25 protein-coding genes are annotated in these 21,316 nt (G+C 68.2%); 13 read left to right on the top strand and 12 right to left on the bottom strand.

Annotated features, from left to right (window positions below; genetic code table 11):
• Nucleotides 1–36 precede the first annotated feature (36 nt).
• Nucleotides 37–1,281 (bottom strand): multidrug effflux MFS transporter, encoded by a 1,245-nt coding sequence (locus K2X73_RS02975; RefSeq protein WP_294108416.1) that lies wholly within the window; start codon nt 1,279–1,281, stop codon nt 37–39.
• 116 nt (nt 1,282–1,397) lie between these two features.
• Between K2X73_RS02975 and K2X73_RS02970 the strand changes: the two genes are divergently transcribed.
• The 4 genes from K2X73_RS02970 to K2X73_RS02955 all read left to right on the top strand — a co-directional run bounded on the left by K2X73_RS02970 (nt 1,398) and on the right by K2X73_RS02955 (nt 4,702).
• Nucleotides 1,398–1,820: a hypothetical protein gene (locus K2X73_RS02970; protein WP_294108413.1), complete on the top strand. Its 423-nt coding sequence runs from the start codon at nt 1,398–1,400 to the stop codon at nt 1,818–1,820.
• A 64-nt stretch (nt 1,821–1,884) separates the two neighbouring features.
• On the top strand, nt 1,885–2,844 hold the full coding sequence (locus K2X73_RS02965) for a 2-oxoglutarate and iron-dependent oxygenase domain-containing protein (protein WP_294108411.1): 960 nt from the start codon (nt 1,885–1,887) through the stop codon (nt 2,842–2,844).
• 63 nt (nt 2,845–2,907) lie between these two features.
• Nucleotides 2,908–4,191, top strand: a complete 1,284-nt coding sequence (locus K2X73_RS02960; RefSeq protein WP_294108409.1) for a homoserine dehydrogenase — start codon at nt 2,908–2,910, stop codon at nt 4,189–4,191.
• 79 nt (nt 4,192–4,270) lie between these two features.
• A complete protein-coding gene (locus tag K2X73_RS02955; RefSeq protein ID WP_294108407.1) occupies nt 4,271–4,702 on the top strand; it encodes an Rrf2 family transcriptional regulator in 432 nt (143 codons plus the stop codon).
• Here K2X73_RS02955 and mscL read toward each other — a convergent pair.
• Nucleotides 4,699–5,133 carry a large conductance mechanosensitive channel protein MscL gene (mscL, locus tag K2X73_RS02950; RefSeq protein WP_294108406.1) on the bottom strand — a complete coding sequence of 145 codons (435 nt, stop codon included), beginning with the start codon at nt 5,131–5,133 and terminating at the stop codon, nt 4,699–4,701. The genes K2X73_RS02955 and mscL overlap by 4 nt on opposite strands.
• A 73-nt stretch (nt 5,134–5,206) precedes the next feature.
• Between mscL and K2X73_RS02945 the strand changes: the two genes are divergently transcribed.
• Nucleotides 5,207–5,713 (top strand): NUDIX hydrolase, encoded by a 507-nt coding sequence (locus K2X73_RS02945; RefSeq protein ID WP_294108404.1) that lies wholly within the window; start codon nt 5,207–5,209, stop codon nt 5,711–5,713.
• A gap of 39 nt (nt 5,714–5,752) precedes the next feature.
• Here the strand turns inward: K2X73_RS02945 and K2X73_RS02940 are convergent, their stop codons facing one another.
• From K2X73_RS02940 to K2X73_RS02930, 3 genes are read right to left on the bottom strand one after another with little or no spacing between them, the layout of a single operon-like run.
• Entirely contained in the window at nt 5,753–6,034 is a 282-nt protein-coding gene (locus K2X73_RS02940; protein WP_294108402.1) for an ETC complex I subunit, read from the bottom strand.
• A 10-nt stretch (nt 6,035–6,044) separates the two neighbouring features.
• On the bottom strand, nt 6,045–8,612 hold the full coding sequence (gene hrpB / locus K2X73_RS02935; protein WP_294108400.1) for an ATP-dependent helicase HrpB: 2,568 nt from the start codon (nt 8,610–8,612) through the stop codon (nt 6,045–6,047).
• Nucleotides 8,609–9,622 (bottom strand): polyprenyl synthetase family protein, encoded by a 1,014-nt coding sequence (locus K2X73_RS02930; RefSeq protein WP_294108398.1) that lies wholly within the window; start codon nt 9,620–9,622, stop codon nt 8,609–8,611. Before K2X73_RS02930 ends, hrpB begins: the two co-directional genes overlap by 4 nt.
• An 81-nt stretch (nt 9,623–9,703) precedes the next feature.
• Between K2X73_RS02930 and K2X73_RS02925 the strand changes: the two genes are divergently transcribed.
• The gene (locus K2X73_RS02925; protein WP_294108396.1) at nt 9,704–9,985 is read left to right on the top strand and encodes a chorismate mutase; all 282 of its coding nucleotides are present in this window, start codon (nt 9,704–9,706) and stop codon (nt 9,983–9,985) included.
• Nucleotides 9,986–10,032: 47 nt separating this feature from the next.
• Here K2X73_RS02925 and K2X73_RS02920 read toward each other — a convergent pair whose 3' ends face one another.
• The 5 genes from K2X73_RS02920 to K2X73_RS02900 all read right to left on the bottom strand — a co-directional run bounded on the left by K2X73_RS02920 (nt 10,033) and on the right by K2X73_RS02900 (nt 13,960).
• Complete coding sequence (locus K2X73_RS02920) at nt 10,033–10,845, bottom strand: hemerythrin domain-containing protein (RefSeq protein WP_294108394.1); 813 nt, start codon at nt 10,843–10,845, stop codon at nt 10,033–10,035.
• A 5-nt stretch (nt 10,846–10,850) separates the two neighbouring features.
• Nucleotides 10,851–11,618 (bottom strand): SDR family NAD(P)-dependent oxidoreductase, encoded by a 768-nt coding sequence (locus K2X73_RS02915; protein ID WP_294108392.1) that lies wholly within the window; start codon nt 11,616–11,618, stop codon nt 10,851–10,853.
• Complete coding sequence (locus K2X73_RS02910; RefSeq protein WP_294108390.1) at nt 11,611–12,795, bottom strand: zinc-dependent alcohol dehydrogenase; 1,185 nt, start codon at nt 12,793–12,795, stop codon at nt 11,611–11,613. The genes K2X73_RS02915 and K2X73_RS02910 overlap by 8 nt, the downstream gene beginning before the upstream one ends.
• Entirely contained in the window at nt 12,792–13,379 is a 588-nt protein-coding gene (locus tag K2X73_RS02905; protein ID WP_294108389.1) for an SRPBCC family protein, read from the bottom strand. Before K2X73_RS02905 ends, K2X73_RS02910 begins: the two co-directional genes overlap by 4 nt.
• Nucleotides 13,380–13,525: 146 nt before the next feature.
• Nucleotides 13,526–13,960 (bottom strand): MAPEG family protein, encoded by a 435-nt coding sequence (locus tag K2X73_RS02900; RefSeq protein WP_294108387.1) that lies wholly within the window; start codon nt 13,958–13,960, stop codon nt 13,526–13,528.
• Between the two features lie 222 nt (nt 13,961–14,182).
• Here K2X73_RS02900 and rpmF point away from each other — a divergent pair, with 222 nt between their 5' ends.
• From rpmF to K2X73_RS02875, 5 genes are all read left to right on the top strand, one after another.
• Nucleotides 14,183–14,362: a 50S ribosomal protein L32 gene (gene rpmF, locus K2X73_RS02895; protein ID WP_294108385.1), complete on the top strand. Its 180-nt coding sequence runs from the start codon at nt 14,183–14,185 to the stop codon at nt 14,360–14,362.
• A gap of 29 nt (nt 14,363–14,391) precedes the next feature.
• Complete coding sequence (gene plsX, locus K2X73_RS02890; protein ID WP_294108383.1) at nt 14,392–15,414, top strand: phosphate acyltransferase PlsX; 1,023 nt, start codon at nt 14,392–14,394, stop codon at nt 15,412–15,414.
• Nucleotides 15,411–16,370, top strand: a complete 960-nt coding sequence (locus K2X73_RS02885) for a beta-ketoacyl-ACP synthase III (RefSeq protein WP_294108381.1) — start codon at nt 15,411–15,413, stop codon at nt 16,368–16,370. Before plsX ends, K2X73_RS02885 begins: the two co-directional genes overlap by 4 nt.
• 85 nt (nt 16,371–16,455) lie before the next feature.
• A complete protein-coding gene (locus tag K2X73_RS02880; RefSeq protein ID WP_294108379.1) occupies nt 16,456–16,755 on the top strand; it encodes an integration host factor subunit alpha in 300 nt (99 codons plus the stop codon).
• A 5-nt stretch (nt 16,756–16,760) separates the two neighbouring features.
• Nucleotides 16,761–17,108, top strand: a complete 348-nt coding sequence (locus tag K2X73_RS02875) for a MerR family transcriptional regulator (protein WP_294108377.1) — start codon at nt 16,761–16,763, stop codon at nt 17,106–17,108.
• Between the two features lie 45 nt (nt 17,109–17,153).
• Here the strand turns inward: K2X73_RS02875 and K2X73_RS02870 are convergent, their stop codons facing one another.
• Nucleotides 17,154–17,774 carry a TetR/AcrR family transcriptional regulator gene (locus tag K2X73_RS02870; RefSeq protein WP_294108375.1) on the bottom strand — a complete coding sequence of 207 codons (621 nt, stop codon included), beginning with the start codon at nt 17,772–17,774 and terminating at the stop codon, nt 17,154–17,156.
• A 97-nt stretch (nt 17,775–17,871) separates the two neighbouring features.
• Here K2X73_RS02870 and K2X73_RS02865 point away from each other — a divergent pair, with 97 nt between their 5' ends.
• A complete protein-coding gene (locus tag K2X73_RS02865) occupies nt 17,872–20,175 on the top strand; it encodes a TonB-dependent receptor (RefSeq protein WP_294108373.1) in 2,304 nt (767 codons plus the stop codon).
• A gap of 35 nt (nt 20,176–20,210) precedes the next feature.
• A complete protein-coding gene (gene cutA, locus K2X73_RS02860) occupies nt 20,211–20,516 on the top strand; it encodes a divalent-cation tolerance protein CutA (RefSeq protein WP_294108371.1) in 306 nt (101 codons plus the stop codon).
• Nucleotides 20,517–20,564: 48 nt separating this feature from the next.
• Here the strand turns inward: cutA and K2X73_RS02855 are convergent, their stop codons facing one another.
• The gene (locus K2X73_RS02855; protein WP_294108369.1) at nt 20,565–21,224 is read right to left on the bottom strand and encodes an MBL fold metallo-hydrolase; all 660 of its coding nucleotides are present in this window, start codon (nt 21,222–21,224) and stop codon (nt 20,565–20,567) included.
• Between the last annotated feature and the right edge of the window lie 92 nt (nt 21,225–21,316).

The following is a 21,316-nucleotide window of genomic DNA, read 5'->3' as shown; positions in this document are numbered from 1 at the left end:
AGGATAGCTGGTTCCCGCGAAACCGAACGACCCGTCTCAACTCGGCTTGAAAAGACGCCCGCGCTCAGTGACCGCGACGATCGTGAGCGCCACGAGGCCCGCCAGCAGGAAGCCACGATAGAGCGGCACTGTCGTCCCGTCGAACGCCTGGCCGACCAGCGCGCCCAGCACCGCGCCCACCGTCACCGTCACGAAACCTTGGATACTTGAAGCGGTGCCAGCGATGGCGCCCATCCGCTCCATCGCCATAGCCCCGAAATTGGCGGTAGCGAGGCCAAAGCAGCCCATTACCAGCGCCTGGAGGATGGCGAAGCTCCAGATCGTCTCGTGCCCGGTCGCCGCGATAAGCAGATGGACCCCCGAAACCAGCGTGAACGCGGTGAGCGCGCTGTGTGAGATCCGCCGTGTCCCCAGCCGGAGCACGATTCGGGCGTTGGTTAGGTTCGCGATCGCCATCATGCTGGCGATGCCGATGAACACCGGCACCAGCAACGAGTCCGAGCCGGTCAAGCGCTGCACGACCTGTTGCACCGAATTGATGAAGCCGTAGAGCGCGCCCAACAGCACCGTCGAGGCAAGCGTGTAGCCGAGCGAAAAGCGATCGGTGGCCGCGGTGCGCCAGGCGGCCGCAATTCGCGCCGGCACAAGCGGCAGCCGGCGTTCGGGCACGAGCGTCTCTGGCATCCGCCAGGCGAACCAGCCGAGCACCACCGTGCTCACACCCGCGATCAGCAGGAAAATCAGCCGCCAGTCGCCGAAGAGTAGGATCAGCTGCCCGAACGAGGGCGCGAGCACGGGCGCCGCCATGAACACCATGAAGGCCAGGCTCATCACCCGCGCCATTGCCCGCCCCGAGTAGCAATCGCGCACGAGCGCGACCGTCACTACTCGCGAGGCGGAAATGCACAACCCGCCCAGGAAGCGCGCGGCGAGCAGCAGCGGAAAGCTGGTGGCGCTCGCCGCGGCGATGTTCGCCAGCACATAGCCGCTGAGCGCCGCGATCAGCACGGGGCGGCGGCCGAAGCGATCGGCGAGCGGCCCATGGAACAACTGCGCGACGCCGAAGCCGATAAGAAAGGCGGTGATCACGAACTGGCGCTGATTCTCGGTCGCCACGCCCAGCGCCGCGCCGATCGCGGGGAGCGCCGGCAGCATCGAATCGATGCCCAGCGCGGTGAGCGCCATCAGCGAGGCGATCAGCGCGACGAACTCGACAAAGCCGAGCGGGGCACGATCGGCTTGCGCATCAACGCCTTGCGGCAGGGGGGAAGCATCGGCCATCCCGCGCGCCATGCCCGATGCCGGTTGCCCGGTCACCCGCGAAAATGCTGATTTTGGCGCTTGACCGCCCACGCGGGTGGCGCGACGCTGTAACTGTCCGCTTCAGGAGACGCCCGATGCGCCGTCAGCTTGCCCTGCTCCCGCTACCGCTGATCGCCGCGTGCAGCCAATCGATGCCCCAGCCCAAGGCGATGGCAGCGGCCAATTCTCCGGCGCCGATGGCGATGCCGAGCGTCGCCACCAATGGCGCGGTAATCCCGTTCCAGGGATCGACTCTGCCGCCGGGCGCTAAGGTGACGATGATGATGGTCCAAGCGCATGAAGGCGGCGACATGGGCATGACCAAGATCGCGTTCGACAGCCCGGGCACGCCCGCGCAGACGCGCGACTGGTTCCTGCAGATGCTGCTCGCCCACCAGTTCAAGCTAACCGCGCACGGACCGAATCTGATCGGGCGAGACGCGCAAGGCGTGCCGTTCAAGCTCGATCTCGCGGCAAAGCCCGAGGGCGGCACCAAGGGGCTGCTCGTTTCGGGCTGACTTTGCGCGAGGCGGCCGATCGGCGTATCTGCAGGGCAATCATTGCCCGCAGGAAAGCCCGACGATGCTCGATACCGCCGAACCGCTTGCCCATGTCCCCACCCTGTCGCTCAGCGACAATGCCGCCGACCCGAACGGTTTCGCCGCCGCGCTGGGCGCGTCGTTCGAGCGCTTCGGCTTCGCCGTGGTCGCCGATCACGGCATTCCCGCCGATCTGATCACCCGCGCCTGGGCGCAAACCGAAGCGCTGTTCGCCCTGAGCGAGGCGGAAAAGCGCGGCTATCACCTGGCCGGTGGCGGCGGCGCGCGCGGCTATACCCCCTTCAAGACGGAGATCGCGAAGGGCGCGAGCGTCGTCGATTTGAAGGAATTCTGGCACATCGGTCGCGAGCTGCCTGCGGGACACCGTTACGCGCCGGTGATGCCGGCGAACATTTGGCCCCATGCGCCCGAGGGGTTTCGCGAGACCTTCACCACCCTGTTCGCGGCGTTCGACCTCGCCGGCGACGTGCTGCTCTCGGCGATCGCCCGCCATCTGGGCCTGGCGCCAAACTGGTTCGACACGGCGGTCGCCGACGGCAATTCAGTGCTGCGCCTGCTCCATTACCCACCGATCGCCGAGGATGCCGAAGGCGTGCGTGCCGGCGCGCATGAAGACATCAACCTTATCACCCTGCTCCTGGGCGCCGAGGAAGCCGGGCTCGAACTGCTCGACCGTGACGGGCGCTGGCTGCCGGTGAAGCCGCCCGAGGGCGCGCTGGTGGTGAATGTTGGCGACATGCTCCAGCGGCTGACCAACCATGTCCTGCCCTCGACCACCCACCGCGTCGTCAACCCGCCCGCCGAACGGCGCGGGGTGTCGCGCTATTCGATGCCCTTCTTCCTCCACCCCGCGCCCGATTTCCTGATCGAGACGCTGCCCGGCTGCATCAGTGCCGAGCGCCCAAACCGCTACCCAACTCCTATCACCGCGCATGATTATCTGCATGAGCGGCTGGTCGAAATCGGGCTGATCAAGGCTTGACACGCCTCAACCGACAGGCACGCCGCTCTTGACGCAACGCAGCATGGGCGCGACACCCGACGCATGACTCCTCTCCGCATCGCGCTGGCCGGCCTCGGCACCGTGGGCGGCGGCGTGATCCGCCTGCTCGACGCCAATGGCGATCTCATCGCGCGTCGCGCCGGTCGGCCGATCGAGATCGTCGCCGTCTCCGCGCGCGATCGGGCCAAGGATCGCGGCGTTGATATCGGCCGTTTCGCCTGGGTGGACGACACCACCCGCCTTGCCGAGGCCCAAGCGGATGTGGTGGTCGAATTGGTCGGTGGTTCGGACGGCCCGGCGCTCGCGCTCGCCCGCGCGACGCTCGGCGCGGGCAAGAGCTTCGTCACCGCCAACAAGGCGATGCTCGCGCATCACGGGCTCGAACTTGCGCAGGCCGCCGAGGCGTCCGGAGTCGCGCTCAAGTTCGAGGCGGCGGTCGCGGGCGGCGTGCCGGTGATCAAGGGGTTGCGCGAAGGCGCGGCCGCCAACGCGATCGAGCGGGTCTATGGGATCCTCAACGGCACCTGCAATTTCATTCTCTCAACGATGGAAGCCGAGGGGCGCGATTTTGGCGACGTGCTCGCAGAGGCGCAGGCGCGCGGCTTCGCCGAAGTTGATCCAAGCTTCGACATCGACGGCGTGGACGCCGCGCACAAACTATCGATCCTAGCGAGTCTCGCCTTCGGCACCGCCCCGGCGTTCGCGGAAGTGGAAACGACCGGCATCCGCGCGCTGCTCGCCGCCGACATCGCCGAGGCGGCGGCGCTAGGCTACCGGGTGCGGCTGTTGGGCCTGGCCGAGGCCGGACCGCACGGCTTGTTCCAGCGCGTCCACCCACATCTCGTGCCGGTGAGCCACCCGCTCGCGCACGTCGCGGGCGCGACCAACGCGGTGGTGGCAGAGGGAAATTTCGTCGGCCGGCTGTTGTTCCAAGGCGCGGGCGCGGGCGACGGACCGACCGCCTCCGCGGTGGTCGCCGATCTGATCGACATCGCTCGCGGCGAATTCGGGCCGCCTTATGCGATGCCCGCCGCGCAACTCGCCGCCGCCGAGCCCGCCGACAGTGGTGCCCGATATGGCCGCGCCTATGTGCGCTTCCTGGTGCAGGACAAGGTAGGCGTGCTCGCCGAGATAGCGGCTGCGATGCGCGATGCGGGCGTGTCGATCGAAAGCCTGATCCAGCGTGGGCGGGCGGAAAACGGCGCGGTGCTGGTCGCGATCGTGACGCACGAGGGGCCTGAACGCGCGGTCGCACAGGCGCTGGAAAAGCTGCGCGGCTCGTCCAGCCTCGCGGGCGCGCCGTTATGGATGCATCTGCTACAATAGCCGGTGCTGTAAAAACCTAGCGCGACTGTCGGATTTAATCCTTTTCTGGACGGCGCATCGGGTTCATAATCATTGCATCATGTTGACTCAGCGTTCCCGCTACGCGCTGCGCGCGATGCTGTTCCTTGCCGAGGCACCGCAGGCCAGCCCTCCGATCCCGATGACGCGGATCGCCCAGGAGGCGAATGTGCCACGCAAATTCTTGGAGCTGATCCTCGCCGATCTGCGCGAGGCAGGCTTGCTCGTCAGCCAGCGCGGCAAGATGGGCGGCTATTTGCTTAGCCGGCCACGCCACTTGATTTCGCTGGGCGACATCATCCGCGTGATCGAGGGACCGCTCGCGTTGGTGCCGTGCGTCAGCCGCAGCGCCTATCGCCGCTGTGCCGATTGCCGCGACGAGGCGAGCTGCGCGATCCGCCAGGCGATGCTGCGCGTGCGCGACGAAACCGCGCGCGTGCTGGATGGCACCAGCCTGGCGGACGCCGTCGCGCAGGATCTCGCTGCCGCCTAACGCCCTTTGAGCGAATCGCGGATTTCACGCAGCAGTGTCACCTCTTCGGGCTCGGGCGCCGGCGCCGCTTCGGCCGCAGGCGGCGGCGCCATCAGCCGGTTGGCGCTTCGCACGATCAGGAAGATGACGAAAGCGAGGATCAGGAAGTTGATCACCGCCGTTACGAACGCACCATAGCCGATCAGGGGCACCCCGGCCGCCTTCAGCGCGGCATAATCGGTCAGCGCGCCTTTGAAGTCCGCCGGCACCGGCCCCAGCCGCACGAAGAAGCGCGAGAAATCGACCCCGCCAAACAGCCACCCGATAAATGGCAGCAGCACATCATCGGTCAACGATTTTGTGATCGTGGCGAACGCGCCGCCGATGATCACGCCGACCGCCAGATCGAGCACATTGCCACGCGAAATGAAGTCGCGAAATTCCTTGAACATGGCCCCGTCCTCCCGCGCGCCATCTTGCCAAGCTTCACGGCGAATGGAAGGGGCAAGCGCGAAGGGAGCGCGCATGGCCCAGATCGTTTGGCAGGGGCAGTATCTGACGATGATCGTCGATGGCCGCTGGGAATATGTGGCGCGCGCGCGGGGCATCGGCGCGGCGGTGATCGTCGCGACCGATGGCGACGCGGTGATCCTGGTCGAACAGTACCGTGTCCCGCTCGGGCGCCGCTGCCTGGAATTGCCGGCGGGGCTGGTGGGCGACGATAGCGCTGGTGAGGCGCCGCTCGCCGCCGCCGCGCGCGAGCTGGAGGAGGAAACCGGCTATCGCGCCGAACGGATCGTGTCGCTCGGCCAGTTCTATTCGTCACCCGGGATGGTGAGCGAGGCCTATGAGCTGGTTCGCGCGACCGAGCTTACCCGTGTCGGCGCGGGCGGCGGCACGGCGGACGAAGGCATCACCGTCCACCGCGTACCAAGGGGCGAAATCGCGGACTTCATCGCGGCGAAACGCGCGGAAGGCGTCGCGATCGATGGCAAGCTGCTGCTGTTGCTGGGGGGCACGATATTGGGGTGATCGCGCCCAGGCACCGCTGCCGGCGACGCCCGGCACCAACTACCGGAAATTATCCGCGTAAGACTGGAGCTTCAGCTTCGGCGCCGCCGCCGCGATCACGCGATAGGCGATACCCTCGCGCTCGGCGTAGCCCTGCGCCGCCTCCAGCGTCGGGAAGCCGAGGATCACTTGCTTCTGCGTGTCACCCGAGCCCGCCCAGCCGGTAAGCGGATCGGGGCGCACGCGGTCGCTGGGGACGAATTCGAGCACCCATTCATGCGTGCGCGCCCGGCCGGATTGCATCGCGTTTTTGGGGCGTTGGTAGATGCGGGCGGTCGTCATGCGGCACCCCTTATCGCAGCCCGGCGGCTCTTGCATCCGCATTTTTGGTCTTGAGCGTCGCCCGGGCGCTCGCCGGATCGTCGGGCCAGGGGTGTTTGGGGTAGCGCCCGCGCATCTCCTTGGCGACGGCGGCCCAGCTCCCCGCCCAGAAACCAGGCAGATCGCGCGTTGTCTGGATCGGGCGGCCAGCGGGCGAGGTGAGCGACAGCACCAGCGGCACCGCCCCGCGCGCCACCATCGGATGCGCGGCGAGGCCGAACAGCGCCTGCGGGCGGCACTCGACGGTCGGCCCGGCCTCCGCTGCATAGTCGATCGCGTGGCTCGATCCCGCCGGAGTTTCGAGCCGCGCCGGGGCGAGCAAGTCGAGCGCGCGCATTCCGTCCCAGCCGATCAGGCCTTTGAGCGCATCCGTCAGCGCCTCGGGGGCGATCGCGTCGAGCCGGCGCTTGCTCGCTAGCAAGGGCGCCAACCAGTCGTCGAGCCCCTCGACCAGCGCGGCGTCGTCCAGCGCGGGCGGGCCGCCGTAAGCGACCGCGAAGGCGGCGCGGGCGCGCAGGGCCAGGTCGCTCTCGCCCCAGGGAAGCAGCGCCAAGCCGTTCTCGCGCACACCCTCCAGCAGGGCAGCGGCGATCGCTTCCGGGTCGGCGCCATCGTCCTGCCCGCTCGCCAGCCGAATCGCGCCGAGCCGCCGTTCGCGCAGCGGCTGGACGGCCCCCGTTGCAGGATCGAAGCGCGCGGTACGCCGGGTTTCGATGCGATCGCCGAACAGCGCCTCGATGCTGGCCGGATCGAGTGGCGCGGCGGCGAGGATGCGCGCCCCCGCCGCCATCCCCTGCGTCTCGGCGACCGCGAGCCACTCGGCGCGGGCGAGCGACGACGCCGGATCGAGCTTGAACCCCCGCCCGCCGACCGAGGCCCAGTGCTCGCCGCCGGCATCGCGCCGCCGCGCGACGCGATCGGGAAAGGCGAGCGCGATGCAGCGGGCGAGGGGATCGGGGATGTCCTCCAGAAGCCCTCTCCCCTTCAGGGGAGAGGGTTTGGGAGAGGGGGCGGTCTGAGAGCACTCTTCTGCGGCATCGCCCCTCACCCCACCCTCTCCCCTGAAGGGGAGAGGGCTATTGGTGTCGACTATGTGCGCCCAGCGCTGGGCAAGCCCACGCGCAGCCTCGGCCTTGGCGCCGCGTTCGCGCTGCCAGCGGCTGTGGCGCGTCTCCAGATCGGGGTCGTTCCCGCCCAGCCCGCGCTCGCTCAGCAGCACCCCGACTTCCGCCGCGGCGCGCCCCAAGCCCCGCCGCGCACCCTCGATCAGCATATGCGCGAGCCGGGGCGGCAGCGGTAGCCGCGCAACGGCGTCGCCATGCGGCGTCACCCGACCATCCGCGTCGATCGCGCCGAGCGCCAGCAGCCGCCCGCGCGCCTCCTGCACCCCCGCCTCGGGCGGCGGATCGAGCCAGCTGAGCGCGCGCGGATCGGTGACGCCCCAGCGCGCGCAATCGAGCACCAGCGCCGAGAGATCGGCCTCCAGGATTTCGGGCGGATCGAAGCGCGGCAGGCCGGCGGTCGCGGCTTCCTCCCACAGCCGGTAGGCGATCCCCGGCCCCTGTCGCGCCGCGCGCCCCGCGCGCTGCGTGGCGGCGGCCTGGCTCACCCGCTCGGTCACCAGCCGCGTCATCCCGGCCGCGCGATCATAGCGCGGGCGGCGGGCGAGGCCTGAATCGATCACAATACGAATGCCATCGAGCGTCAGGCTGGTCTCGGCGATCGAGGTGGCGAGCACCAGCTTGCGCGCGCCGCCCGGCTCGGGCGCGATCGCCGCGCGCTGTTCGGCGGGCGGCAGCGTGCCGTGGAGCCTGTGAAGCGCGACCGGCAAGCCGGCAAGCCGCTCGGCGGTGCGCTCGATCTCGGCGACTCCCGGCAGGAAAGCGAGCACCCCACCCTCGCCTTCGAGCAACGCCGTGCGGACCGCGCGCGCGACCGCGTCCTCGATCCGTTCGGCGGGGTCGCGCCCAAGATAGCGCAACTCCAGCGGGAAACTGCGCCCTTCGCTCTCGATCACCGGCGCGCCGCCCATCAGCGCGGCGAAGCGCGCGCCGTCGAGCGTCGCGGACATCGCCAGCAATCGCAGATCGGGGCGAAAAGCCGCTTGCGCATCGAGCGCGAGCGCGAGGCCGAAATCGCTGTCCAGGCTGCGCTCATGCACTTCGTCGAACAGCACGGCGGACACGCCGGCAAGCTCGGGATCGGCCTGAACGCGCGCGACGAAAATGCCCTCGGTCATCACCGTCACCCGCGTGCGCGCCGAGCGGCGGGTATCGAGCCGGGTGGCATAGCCGAAGGTTTCGCCCGGCTTCTCGCCGGCGAGCGCCGCCATCCGCTCCGCCGCCGCGCGCGCGGCGATCCGACGGGGAGAGAGGAGCAGGATTTCGCCCGCGCACCACGGCTCGCTCAGCAGCGCGGGGGCGACGGCGGTCGTCTTCCCCGCCCCCGGCGGGGCGACGAGCACCGCGCGGGACTGATCGCGCAAGGCACTGAGAAGATCGGGGAGGACGGCGTGGATCGGGAGGATTGCCGGCCTCAATAAGCGCGGGCGATCGCGAATTCGACCGCCTCGACCATCGCCGCCTTTGCGGCGCCGCCCGCGAACGGCCCGATCGCGTCGATCGCGCGCTGGCCATAATGGCGCGCGCGGGCGAGCGTATCGTCGACGGCATGAGTGCGACGGATCAGCGCGACCGCATGGGCCAAGTCCTCGTCGGCCACGCGGCGGCCGGCGATCGCCGCTTCCCAGAAGGCGCGGTCCTCGGCCGAGCCGCGCGCATAGGCCAGGATCACCGGCAGCGTCACCTTGCCTTCGCGGAAATCGTCGCCCGCGTCCTTGCCCATCACCTGGGCCTCGGACACATAATCGATCGCGTCATCGACTAGCTGGAAGGCGATGCCCAGATTACAGCCATAGGCGTCGAGCGCGAGTTCCTCGGCTTCCACCCGCTCGGCGACGACGGCGGCGATCCGGCAGGCGGCGGCGAACAGCGCGGCGGTCTTCGCGCCGATGATGTCGAGATAGCGCTCCTCGCTGAGCCCGATGAGGCGCTGCGCGGTAAGCTGGTTGACCTCGCCTTCCGCGATCACCGCGCTCGCCGCACTCAGGATTTTCAGCACTTTAAGGCCGCCATCCTCGACCATCAGCTCGAAGGCCCGGCTGAACAGGAAGTCGCCGACCAGCACCGTCGCCGGATTGCCCCAGATGTTGTTCGCGGTGCGCCGCCCGCGCCGCAAATCGCTGCCATCGACGACATCATCGTGCAGCAGAGTGGCGGTGTGGATGAACTCGACGGCGGCGGCCAAGCGGTGGTGGCGGGTGCCGGTATAGCCTAGCAGCCGCGCGCTCGCGAGCGTGAGCATCGGCCGCATCCGCTTGCCGCCCCCCGCGATCAAGTGGCCGGCAAGCTCGGGAATCAATGGGATGCGCGATTGCATCCGGTCGAGAATCACCGTGTTCACCTGATTCATATCAGGCGCGACCAAGGCGATCATCGGATCGAGCGAGGGTTGGCCTCGCGTCTCCAGGCGGTGGACGGTCGCGGTCATCGCGCCGCGATGTGGCTGGTTCGCCTGCCAAAGGCAAGGGGCGGCCTTGCGCGACGGGCGCTCCGGCCGCAAAATCAGGCAATGGCCGACCCGACTCTCGCCGCTTATCGCCGTAGTATCGACAATATCGATGCCGCGCTGATCCATCTGCTTGCGGAAAGATTCAAGATCACTCAATCGGTTGGGCGCTATAAGGCGGAGGCGGGGTTGCCGCCGGCGGATCCGGGGCGCGAGGAGGCACAGATCGCCCGGCTCCGCCAATTGGCGGCGGACGCCGAGCTCGATCCGGAGTTCAGCGAGAAATTCTTGCGGTTCATCATCACCGAAGTGATCCGCCACCATGAGCGATTTCGCGACGGCTGAGGCAATGCCGAGCCGGTCCCGCGCAATGCGGGACCGGCCCACGACCGTCAAAAGCCCCCCTTATCCCGTCCCGAGCCGCTCTGGGGCGTCGCCGGGCGATCCCCGGAGATATCGCCCCGACCGGTCGTGTCGCGACCGTAATCGGGGCTGAGGCCCGATCCGGTGCCGCCCGTGCCCGCCATCGAGCCGCCGAGCGATCCCTGCGATCCGCGCTCGCCGCCGGTGCGGCCGCCAAGGTCGCTGCCGAAATCGCTCGAGGTCGAACCCGCCGCCGCGCGGCCGCCGCCCAGGGCGCGGCTGCCCAGGCCGCCGATCCCGCCCTGCTCCGCGCCGTTCATGTAACGCTCATATTCCTCGCGGAAGCGCGCGGTCGCCAGCTGTTGGAGATCGGCGGGGGCGCTTTCCTTCATGTCGAGGAACCAGATCGATTCCTCTTCATAGATGTGATGCTTCACCGCGCCTTCGATATGGCCGAGCTTTTCCATATATTCCTGGCTGAGCGGCGCGAGCCGTTCGAGTTCGGCGAACTGCATCTTGGCGGTCGCCTGTTCAGTATAGGCCTGGGTCGCATGGCCCTTCTGCCCGTCCTTGGCGAGGCTGGGATAGAGCACCGTTTCCTCGGCGGTGCCGTGGCCGGTGAACAGCGCCATCAGCTGCTTCTGGGCGGTGCGCGCCTCGTCGGGGGAGCCCGCCTGCTTCACCGCCTCGAACGCGGCATAGATCTGCTCGTGATGGTCGAGCGCCATCGACAGCCAGTCGCCCGGCGAGCACGCGGCGCGCGCCTTGTCATGCGCTTGCATGCGCTGTTCCTCGGTTTCCGGCGGGGTCAGCGCTCCGATTACCTTGTCGACAACGGACATCCTGTTTACTCCTTGGGTTCCGCCAGATGGCGATGGATTTCGGCCATCACGGGGGTGGGGGTAACGCCGGCGGCGGCCACCTGCGCCTTGTTGAACAGCCCCGGCACGATCCGGTCGCGGCCCGCCAGCGCGGCCTTCCAGCCATCCTGCGCGACCTTGGCGGGATCGGCCTTGGCGCTTTGACCGAGCCCGGTATCCTCCATGTCGGCGCGCGCGAAGAACGCGGTGTCCGTCGCCCCCGGCATCAGCAGGGTGAGCGTGACCTCGCTCTCCTTCAGCTCGTTGCGCAACGCGTCGGCAAAATTGTCGATGAACGCCTTGGTCGCGTTATAAACCGCGTTGAACGGCCCGGGGATGTAGCCGGCGATCGACCCCGTCACCAGCACGCGCCCGCGATCGCGCTTCACCATGCCGCGCAGGACATTCTGTAGCAGATAGAGGGTGCCGGTGATGTTGGTGTTGATCGAATAGGTCCAGTCGCCAACCTCGACATCCAGGAACGCCCCGCCCATCGCGTTGCCGGCATTGGCGCAGACCACGTCCGGCACGCGATCGCCGCAGGCGGCAAGCAGCTGGTCCACCCCCTCCAACGTCGCGAGATCGCATTCCACCGGCGTGACGGTGATACCCTCGATGCCGAGTTCGGCCACCGCCTCGTGCATCGGCTCGTTGGCGGCGATGACCAGGTCATAACCGTCCCCCGCCGCGCAGCGCGCGAGTTCGAGGCCGATCCCGGTCGACGCGCCGGTGACGATCGCGAGCTTCTCAGCCACGGGCCGCCTCCGTCTTGAGGACGACCTTGGTGCAGTCATTCTGCTGATCGTGGAACATCTTATATCCTTCGGCGGCCTGATCGAGCGGCAGGCGGTGGCTGATGAGGAAGGTGGTATCGATCTTGTCCTCGAGCACCGCGGCCAACAGCGGCTCGAGATAGCGCTGGACATGGGTTTGCCCGGTCTTGAGCGTCAGCCCCTTTTCCATCAGCGCGCCGAGCGGGAACTTATCGACATAGCCGCCGTAAACCGCCGGCATCGAAACGCGCCCGCCCTTGCGGCAGGCGAAGATCGCCTGGCGAATCGAATGGGTCCGGTCGGTGTCCATGAAGGTGGAGACTTTGATCTGGTCGACGATGTTGTCGAAACTCAGCCCGTGCGCCTCCAGCCCGACCGCGTCGATCACCGCGTCGGGGCCGATGCCCCCGGTCATGTCCTGCAACGCCTCGTGGACGTTGGTTTCTTCGAAATTGATCACCTCGGCGCCGAACCGCTTGGCGAGCGCGAGGCGCGTCGGGAAATGATCGATCGCGATCACCCGCGCCGCGCCCATGATGAACGCCGATTGCACCGCGAACAGCCCGACCGGGCCGCAGCCCCACACCGCGACGATGTCGCCGGGCGCGATCTCGGCATTCTCCGCTGCCATCCAGCCGGTGGGGAGAATGTCGGAGAGGAATAGCACCTTGTCGTCATCCACCCCGTCGGGGACGACGATCGGGCCGACATCGCTGAACGGCACGCGGACATATTCCGCCTGCCCGCCCGAATAGCCGCCGGTCATGTGGCTATAGCCGAACAGCCCGGCCATCGGCTGGCCATAAGCGGTGGCGGCGATGTCCTGATTGTCGGCGGGCAGGCCGTTCTCGCACGCCGAATATTGCCGGTGGCCGCAATGATAGCAACTGCCGCACGAGATGGTGAACGGCACCACCACGCGCTGCCCCTTCTTCAGCGTCGATTTGGGGCCGGTTTCCACCACCTCGCCCATGAATTCATGGCCGAGAATGTCGCCCTTCTGCATCGTCGGGATATAGCCGTCGTACAGGTGCAGGTCCGACCCGCAGATCGCCGTCGAGGTGACGCGGATGATCGCGTCGCGCGGGTTCAGAATCTCGGGATCGTCGACTGTCTCGACGCGGACATCGTGCTTGCCGTGCCAGGTGAGCGCCTTCATGCGTCGCGCTCCTGATGCAGGCGGCGATTGCGCGCGCCGGTCGCGATTTCGCCGGTTTCCATCAATTGCTTGAAGCGGCGCAGGTCACGCCGCGCCTGGATCGCGGGTTCGCGCTGGAACAGCTTGGCGATCGCCCGGCCGATGAAGCCGCCGGGCGGATCATAAGTGAGCGTGACGCTGACGATGGTACCGCGCGGACCGGCGTCGCGAAAATCGACCCGGCCGCTATTGGGCACATCGGCGCCGGGGGCGGAGGTCCAGCAGATGAAGTCGCCCTCGCTCTCCTGAGTGACGACCGCCTTCCACTCGACCCGCCCGCCGCCGGGCGCCTTCACCACCCAGTGCGACTGTTTGGCGTCGATCATGTCGATCCGCTCGACATTCTCCATGAAGGTCGCGAGGTTCTGGAAATCGCGCCAGAAGGCGTAGAGTTCACGAGCCGGGCGGTTGATCGTCACCGATCGGCCGATCACCTGGTCGCCATGCGCGCCGGGCACACCCTGTTGGCGGGCCTGTGCCGCGTCGGCATGGCGCGCGGCGCCGAGCGGCGCATCGTCGCGCCGCTGGTCTAGCGTTTCCGCCACCTTCTCTCTCCCGTGCTGCTACGGGCCTGAAAGCGCACGAGAAGCGGGGGCGTTCCGCCTTGTTTTCCTGAAGCAACGACTTGGCGAGGGTGGGATGCGGCGGGATGCGGCCGGCCGAACCCTCCCCGCTGACCACGAGGCTGTTATCAGCCCTTGGGCAGCGGCGCCTCGACGCCCTGCGGCAGCGGCTTCACCCGGTAGGGCAGGCTGATCGCGTAGAGCCCCAGCCCGAGCAGCGCGAGCAGCGACACGATCGTGCTGATGAACCGCCCCTGCTTGATGATGCCTTCGGTGCCGAACGGGTGCAGCAGCCGCGCCGCCAGATAGATCGCGCTCGCCGCCCACAGCCACAGGCTCGATCCTTCCGCCAGCTCGATCAGCCCGATCAGGATCAGCACGAACGGGGTATATTCGGCGAAATTGGCGTGCGCCCGGCTGCGCGCGAGGACGCGGGCATTGCCGCCGTCACCCAGCGCCCCGCCGATCGCCGAGCGCGATTGCCCGGCGCGCACCGCGAGCCAGGTGTTGATCAGCGCGGCGGCGCCGGCGCTGGTGAGCGTGATCGGTAGAATGATCGCCATTATCTCGGTCTCCCCGCGCGCCTCTTGCCAAGTCGCGCCCGCCAGGGCAACCGGCCCGCGGTCGCGTCGCGCCGGGCTTGCAATTTCGCGCCGAGCGGGTATAGGCGCGCGCTTCGCGATGCGCTTGGCCGCTCCCGGGCTGTGGCGGCCGATTCTGGCCGCGCTAGGTTCGAGAACGACCAAGGGCTCGACCCTGTTCAACGTTCAACTCAAGGTGCCGAAATGGCCGTTCCCAAGCGAAAGACCACGCCCTCCAAGCGCGGTATGCGCCGCTCGCACGATGCGCTTACCCCGCAGGCCTATCAGGAATGCCCAAATTGCGGCGAACTGAAGCGCCCGCACGTGCTGTGCGGCGCCTGTGGCCATTATAACGGTCGCGAGATCGTCTCGATCGGCGGCTGACGCTCACACCGGCTTTTAGGGGGGAGCGGGTGGCGCAGCTGATCGCGATCGATGCGATGGGCGGAGACGAGGGGCTGGCGGTGATGCTGGCCGGCGCCGCCCGTGCCTGCGCCAAGGCGCCCGACGCCCAGTTCCTGCTGGTGGGGGACGAAGCCGCGATCGCCGCCGCCCTCCCCGCGCATCCCGCGCTCGCCGGCCGGGCGCGAATCGTCCACGCCCCCGACACCGTCGCCGCGAGCGAACGCCCGAGCGCGGCGCTGCGTCGCGCCAAGACGACCTCGATGGGCGTCGCGATCGATCTGGTGAAGCGCGGCGAGGCCCATGCCGCCGTCTCCTCGGGCAATACCGGCGCGCTGATGGCGATGGCCAAGCTCGCGCTGCGCACGCTGCCGGGCATCGACCGCCCCGCGCTCGCCGCGACGATGCCGACGCTGGGCGATAACGACGTGGTGATGCTCGATCTCGGCGCCAATACCGAGTGCGACGCGGCGAACCTCATCCAGTTCGCGGTGATGGGCGCGGCCTATGCCCGCACCAGCTTCGATCTCGAAGCGCCGCGCGTCGCGCTGCTCAACATCGGCACCGAGGACATGAAGGGCACCGACAATATCCGTGACGCCGCCGCGGCGCTGAAGGCGGCGCAGCTGCCGCTCGATTTCCGCGGGTTCGTCGAGGGCAACCGGCTGTCGCACGGCGATCTCGATGTGATCGTGTGCGACGGCTTTTCCGGCAACATCGCGCTCAAGACCGCCGAGGGCACCGCGCGCTTCGTGGGCGATCTGCTGAAGCGCGCCTTCCGCTCGTCGCTGCGCTCGAAGCTCGGCTTCCTGATCTCGCGCCCCGCGACCGAGCTGCTGCGCGACCATCTCGACCCCAACAACCATAATGGCGCCGTCTTTCTGGGGTTGAACGGCGTGGTCGTGAAAAGTCATGGCAGCGCGAACGAGCTGGGCGTGGCGCACGCGATCGGGGTCGCCGCCAAGCTGGTTCGCGACGACCTGATCCGCAAGATCAGCGACGATCTGGGTAATTTCGAGGCCAAGGCAGCATGACGCTTCGCGCAGCAATCACCGGCACGGGTTCGGCGCTTCCGGCCCGGATGGTGACCAACGCCGAACTCGCCGCGCGGGTCGATACGTCGGACGAATGGATCGTCGAGCGCACCGGCATCCGCACCCGCTATATCGCCGGCGAGGGCGAGACCACCGCCAGCCTCGCGATCGCAGCGGCGCGCCGCGCGCTGGAGGCGGCCGGCCGCTCGGCCGAGGCGGTCGATCTGATCGTGCTCGCGACCGCCACCCCGGACCAGACCTTCCCGGCGGCGGCGACCAAGGTGCAGGAAGCGCTCGGCATCCGCGACTGCATCGCCTTCGACGTGGCGGCGGTGTGCTCGGGCTTCCTTTACGCGCTGCAGGTGGCCGAGAACATGGTGCGCGCGGGCTCGGCCAGATGCGCGCTGGTGATCGGCGCGGAGACGTTCAGCCGCATCCTTGACTGGGAAGACCGCGCGACCTGCGTGCTGTTCGGCGACGGCGCCGGCGCGGTGCTGCTGGAGGCCGAAGAGGGCGAGCGCGGGGTGCTCGCCAGCCGGCTCCACGCCGATGGCCGGTTCAACGATCTGCTCTATGTCGATGGCGGCCCCTCGACCACCGGCACCGTCGGCAAGCTGCGGATGAAGGGGCGCGAGGTGTTCCGTCACGCGGTGCTCAATCTCGCCGCGGTGATGGAAGAAGTGATGGGCGCGGCGGGCTATGCCACCACCGATATCGACTGGGTGGTGCCGCACCAGGCCAATGCCCGCATTCTGGAAGCGACCGCGAAGAAGCTGGGGCTCGATCCGGCGCGCGTGGTCGTGACGGTCGATCGCCATGCCAATACTTCGGCGGCCTCGGTACCGCTCGCGCTCGACACCGCGGTGCGCGACGGGCGGATCAAGCGCGGCGATCTGCTGGTGCTGGAGGCGATGGGCGGCGGCTTCACCTGGGGTGCTGCCCTGATCCGGTACTAACCATCGTTGCATTAACGTTATCAAAGCATTTGTCGCGTCGATTCCCTGTGTTAGGAACCCGCTATACAAATAGGGGAGTCGGGGCATGGCAACTGCCGGAACATTGACCAGGGCCGATCTCGCCGAGGCGTTGCACCATGAAGTCGGGCTGTCGCGGCTCGATTCGGCGCGGCTCGTCGAGCAGATCCTGGAGCATATGTGCACCGCGCTCGCGCGCGGCGAGAATGTGAAGATTTCGGGCTTCGGCACCTTCGTGCTGCGCCAGAAGGGCGAGCGCGTCGGGCGCAATCCCAAGACCGGGGTCGAAGTGCCGATCGCGCCGCGCCGCGTGCTCACCTTCCGCGCGAGCCAGATGATGCGCGACCGGATCGTCAGCGCCGGCTGAACGCGATGCCGGACAAGCCCAGCGAACGGTCGAGCGAGAAGGCGGTGGGGGCCTATCGCACGATCGGTGAGTTGGCGCAGGAAACCGGCATCGCCCGCCACATCCTCCGTTACTGGGAAGGCCGCTTTCCCCAGCTCCGCCCGCTCACCCGGGCAGGCGGACGGCGCTATTACAGCCCGGAGGACGCGGCGCTGGTGCGGCGCATCCACGCGCTGCTGCACCATGAGGGCTATACGATTCGCGGCGTCCAGGCGCTGCTCGCCGCCGAAGCCAAGCAGCGCGCCAAGCCGGCGGAAACGCTGCGCGCGGTGCGTGACGCGCTCGCGGCGGCGCTGGCGGAGGATGGGGAGTAGCACTCACCCCGGCGCAATTTGCCGGCGAGTTGGGGCGCGGCCGCCTCAGTCTGCCGCCAACCCCCGCGCGAGCAGGCGCGCGACCACGTCCGCCACCGCGCCCGAATCGCGCTCCTGCCCCCACACGCCGAAGCGCAAGCCAAGGAACACGTTCATCCCCATCAGCGCCCAGGCGAGCACCTCGGCATCGTCGGCGCGCAGCGCGCCACGAGCGCCCGCCGCCGCCAGCCGCTGCGCGATGCGATCGGCGGTGCCGGCATAATGTTCGCGGAAGCTGGCGGCGTCGACGAACTCGGCCTCATCGATGATGCGGTAGATTTCCTTGTGGGTCCGCACGAATTCGATGAACGCCGCGCAGCCCGCGCGCTCGGCGGCGAGCTGGTCGGGCGCGGCGCGCAGCACCGGGGCGACGTGATCGCGCACCTGGTCCGACATGTCGCGCACCAGCGCGGTGAACAGCGCCTCCTTGCTGTCGAAATAGGTGTAGAAGCTGCCGAGCGCGACGCCCGCGCGGCGGGTGATGCCGCTGATCGAGGCGGCGTGGAAGCCGTTCTCGCCGAATTCCTGCCGCGCCGCGTCGAGCAGCGCGCGCCGCGTCTTGCGGCCGCGATCGGTGCGCGGCGCCTTCCCCGCTTCGTCGAGCGTCGCTGAATTTTCCCCCGCCATGGCGTGATGCTAGTCAAAGTTGAAAACTGGTTCAACTTTCATTATGAGGTCATCCGCGCGCCACCCGGCAGAGGTGGGGCCGCTGAGGGAGGGGAAGATGAAATCGTTGGTTCGTGCCGCCATGCTCGCCGGAGCCGCCTGGGTAAGCGCCCCCGCGCTGGCGCAACAGGCGCCTGACACCGCCCCCGGCGACGCGAGCGCGAGCGAAACCACGCCCGACATCGTCGTCGTCGCCCGCCGCCGCGAGGAGCGGCTGCTCGACGTGCCGCTCTCGGTCACCGCGATCCAGGCGTCGGATGTCGCCAAGCTCCAGGCGATCGACCTGTCGGGCATCCAGGGCGCGGTGCCCAACGTCAATCTGGTGCAGGGGCGCGGTTCGGCGACCAACGCCAATTTCTTCATCCGCGGCGTCGGCCAGCCCGATGCGCTGCAAACCTTCGATCCCGCGGTCGGCGTCTATGTCGACGGCGTTTATCTGAGCCGCATCCAGGGCGCGCTGCTCAACCTGTTCGACGTGCAGCGCGTGGAAGTGCTGCGCGGGCCGCAGGGCACGCTCTATGGCAAGAACACGATCGGCGGCGCGGTGAACATCGTCACCCGCAAGCCCGATCTCCAGGCGTTCAAGGCCGCCGGCGACGTGACCTATGGCGATTACAACCAGGTGGTGCTGAACGGCTATGCCAGCGCCCCGATCATCACCGACAAGCTCGGCCTGTCGCTCGCCGGCACCTATGATCGGCGCGACGGGCTCGTCACCGATCCGCTCACCAACCGCCGCTACAATGATCGCAACCTGTGGGCGGTGCGCGGCATCCTGAACTTCCAGCCGGCGCAGGGCTGGCAATTCCTGCTGAGCGGCGATTACACCCAGCAGCGCAGCGCGCCGACGCTCGGCTATCCCACCGCCCCGCTCACCCAGGCGAATTTCGCGGGCGCGGCGCGGGTGCTGGTACCGGCCGAACCCTATGGCCCCTATAATTTCCGCGCCTCGACCGGGCTGGCGCCCGGCCAAGGCCAGCGGCTCGACCATTGGGGCGTCGCGCTCACCGCCAATATCGACATCACCGATCAGCTGCAGTTCACCTCGATCACCGGCTATCGCAAGCTCGATCCCAATTTCTTCATCGACATCGACGCGAGCCAGTTCCAGCTCGGCGACGTGTTCGTCGGCGTCAGCCAGAAACAGTTCAGCCAGGAACTCCAGCTGAAATATGCCGGGCGCAAGCTGAAGGGCGTGTTCGGGCTCTATTATCTGAACGAGGACATCGCCTCGACCCAGATCGCGTTCGGGAATGACATCTTCGCGTTCGGCGCGCTGCCGCTGACGTTCCGGCGCGACATCAACGATACGCAGAACACCAAGAACTACGCCGCCTTCGGCCAGCTGACCTATGATTTCACGCCCAAATGGTCGTTCACCGCGGGGCTGCGCTACACTTATGAGGAGCGGCGCTACAACCGCTTCACCACCACCGCCTCGAACGCGGCGGGGCTCAACAACCTTACTTTCCGCTTCCCGGACAATCTGCCCGCGCCGCTCAACACCCAGAACCGCATCAGCTTCGACGCCTGGACGCCGAGCTTCCAGCTGAGCTTCAAGCCGACGCGCGACCAGCTGATCTATGCGAACATCAGCCGCGGCTTCAAATCGGGCGGATTCAACGGCCGCGCCAATGGCGTCGGCGACCTGACGCTGGTGGTGAACGGGGTGAACACGCTCGTCACCCGGTTCAACCCGGAAACCGTGTGGACCTATGAAACCGGATACAAGGCGCGCTTCGCCGATGGGCGGGTGACGCTGTCGGCGGCCGCCTTCTACAGCGATTACCGCGATTTCCAGGCGCGCGTCGGCGGCGGCGCGGTCGGCGTGTTCCCGGTGATCAACGCCGGCAAGCTGCAGATCTGGGGCTTCGAGCTGGAGGGCGTCGCGAAACCGACGCGCTACTTAACCCTCACCGGCTCGTTCGGTTTCCTCGACGCGAGCTATGCCCAGTTCAACGACGGCCGCCGCGCCCCGGCCTTTTCGTGCAACCCCACCGGCCAGGCGATCACCTGCCGCCCGGCCTTCGCGCCGCCCATCTCGGGCCGGCTGGCGGGCGAGTATCGCATCCCGATCGACCGTTCGAGCCTGACGATCGGGCTGGAGGGGCGCTTCATCGACAAGCAATATCTCTCGGTCGACAATCGCCCGGGGCTGATCGAGCCCGGCTATGCGCTCGGCAACGCCTATGTGCAGTTCGACATGCCCGACAACCGCTATTATCTGCGCGCCGGGGTGAAGAATTTCACCGACACCCGCTATCGCACCGACGGCCAGGAATTCTCGGCGGTCGCCAATATCCAGACGGTCTATTATGGCGATCCGCGCACCTGGAGCCTGACGGCGGGGTTCCGTTTCTAACCCGGGAGGGTCCGATCGACACCGGCATCGTCACCATGCTCTGCGCCGCCGCCTCGCGCGAGGAGGCGGCGCGGCTGGCCGAGGCGCTGATCGCGCGGCGCCTCGCCGCCTGCGTCCAGGCGCTGCCGATCGAGAGCTGGTATCGGTGGGAAGGCAAGGTCGAACAGGCCGCCGAAGTGCTGCTGCTGATCAAGACCACCCGCGCCAGGGCCGGCGAGGCGGAGGCGTGCCTGAAGGCGCTGCACGGCTATGCGGTGCCGGAGATCATCGTGCTGCCGGTCGAAGGTGGGCTCGGCGCCTATCTCGATTGGGTGAGCGCCGAAGTGGCGGGCGGGGCGTAGAGTCTGTTTCAGCAGGGCTGGCGCCGCTTCAGCGAAGCTGCAAACACCTCAGCCCGCCAGCACGCGGTCCGCTACGAAGCCGTTGGTCTGGCGCTCGATCCCGAAGCGGCTCGGGCGGCCGTGGCCAGGGATGAACACCGTGTCGTCGCCGAGCGGCCACAGCTTGGTGACGATCGACTCGATCAGCGCGGCGTGATCGCCCATCGGAAAGTCGGTGCGGCCGATCGACCCTTCGAACAGCACATCGCCCACCAGCGCGAGCCGCGAGGGCGCGTGGTGGAACACGACATGGCCCGGCGTGTGGCCGGGGCAGTGGTACACCGCGAGTTCCAGCGCGCCGAGCGTCACCGTGTCGCCCTCCACCAGCCAGCGATCGGGCTCGAAGCTTTCGCCGCGCAGGCCCCAGGCGCGGCCATCCTCGGCGAGGCGCGCGATCCAGAAGCGATCCGCCTCGTGCGGCCCCTCGATCGGCACGCCGAGCTGCGCGGCGAGCGCGCCCGCCTCCCCGCAATGATCGATATGGCCGTGGGTAATCAGGATTTTTTCCACCACCACCCCGGCCTGGGCGATCGCCGCGTGGATCTTGGGCAGATCGCCGCCCGGATCGACCACCGCCGCGCGGTTGGTCTGGGTGCACCAGATCAGCGAGCAATTCTGCGCGAGCGGCGTGACCGGGATCATCGCGGCCTTGAGCGGGGGTTCCGACATATCCCGGCGATAGGCCGGGCGCGCGCGGCGGGCAAGCGGTGGGCCTGCCCGCTCCGTTGAAGGGGTGAGGCGCCAGGCGCGGCGGTGAGGGC

Origin of the sequence: Sphingomonas sp. (genome assembly GCF_019746665.1) — a bacterium.
GTDB lineage: Bacteria > Pseudomonadota > Alphaproteobacteria > Sphingomonadales > Sphingomonadaceae > Sphingomonas.
The sequence above is the reverse complement of the archived record's forward strand: the minus strand, read 5'-3'. Positions and strand labels throughout refer to the sequence as shown.

Bases quoted from the DNA above. Each gene is read 5' to 3' on its own strand.
- K2X73_RS02975 (WP_294108416.1), bottom strand. From the start codon at position 1,281: ATGGCCGATGCTTCCCCCCTGCCGCAAGGCGTTGATGCGCAAGCCGAT.
- K2X73_RS02970 (WP_294108413.1), top strand. From the start codon at position 1,398: ATGCGCCGTCAGCTTGCCCTGCTCCCGCTACCGCTGATCGCCGCGTGC.
- K2X73_RS02965 (WP_294108411.1), top strand. From the start codon at position 1,885: ATGCTCGATACCGCCGAACCGCTTGCCCATGTCCCCACCCTGTCGCTC.
- K2X73_RS02960 (WP_294108409.1), top strand. From the start codon at position 2,908: ATGACTCCTCTCCGCATCGCGCTGGCCGGCCTCGGCACCGTGGGCGGC.
- K2X73_RS02955 (WP_294108407.1), top strand. From the start codon at position 4,271: ATGTTGACTCAGCGTTCCCGCTACGCGCTGCGCGCGATGCTGTTCCTT.
- mscL (WP_294108406.1), bottom strand. From the start codon at position 5,133: ATGTTCAAGGAATTTCGCGACTTCATTTCGCGTGGCAATGTGCTCGAT.
- K2X73_RS02945 (WP_294108404.1), top strand. From the start codon at position 5,207: ATGGCCCAGATCGTTTGGCAGGGGCAGTATCTGACGATGATCGTCGAT.
- K2X73_RS02940 (WP_294108402.1), bottom strand. From the start codon at position 6,034: ATGACGACCGCCCGCATCTACCAACGCCCCAAAAACGCGATGCAATCC.
- K2X73_RS02930 (WP_294108398.1), bottom strand. From the start codon at position 9,622: ATGACCGCGACCGTCCACCGCCTGGAGACGCGAGGCCAACCCTCGCTC.
- K2X73_RS02925 (WP_294108396.1), top strand. From the start codon at position 9,704: ATGGCCGACCCGACTCTCGCCGCTTATCGCCGTAGTATCGACAATATC.
- K2X73_RS02920 (WP_294108394.1), bottom strand. From the start codon at position 10,845: ATGTCCGTTGTCGACAAGGTAATCGGAGCGCTGACCCCGCCGGAAACC.
- K2X73_RS02910 (WP_294108390.1), bottom strand. From the start codon at position 12,795: ATGAAGGCGCTCACCTGGCACGGCAAGCACGATGTCCGCGTCGAGACA.
- K2X73_RS02900 (WP_294108387.1), bottom strand. From the start codon at position 13,960: ATGGCGATCATTCTACCGATCACGCTCACCAGCGCCGGCGCCGCCGCG.
- rpmF (WP_294108385.1), top strand. From the start codon at position 14,183: ATGGCCGTTCCCAAGCGAAAGACCACGCCCTCCAAGCGCGGTATGCGC.
- K2X73_RS02885 (WP_294108381.1), top strand. From the start codon at position 15,411: ATGACGCTTCGCGCAGCAATCACCGGCACGGGTTCGGCGCTTCCGGCC.
- K2X73_RS02880 (WP_294108379.1), top strand. From the start codon at position 16,456: ATGGCAACTGCCGGAACATTGACCAGGGCCGATCTCGCCGAGGCGTTG.
- K2X73_RS02875 (WP_294108377.1), top strand. From the start codon at position 16,761: ATGCCGGACAAGCCCAGCGAACGGTCGAGCGAGAAGGCGGTGGGGGCC.
- K2X73_RS02870 (WP_294108375.1), bottom strand. From the start codon at position 17,774: ATGGCGGGGGAAAATTCAGCGACGCTCGACGAAGCGGGGAAGGCGCCG.
- K2X73_RS02865 (WP_294108373.1), top strand. From the start codon at position 17,872: ATGAAATCGTTGGTTCGTGCCGCCATGCTCGCCGGAGCCGCCTGGGTA.
- cutA (WP_294108371.1), top strand. From the start codon at position 20,211: ATGCTCTGCGCCGCCGCCTCGCGCGAGGAGGCGGCGCGGCTGGCCGAG.
- K2X73_RS02855 (WP_294108369.1), bottom strand. From the start codon at position 21,224: ATGTCGGAACCCCCGCTCAAGGCCGCGATGATCCCGGTCACGCCGCTC.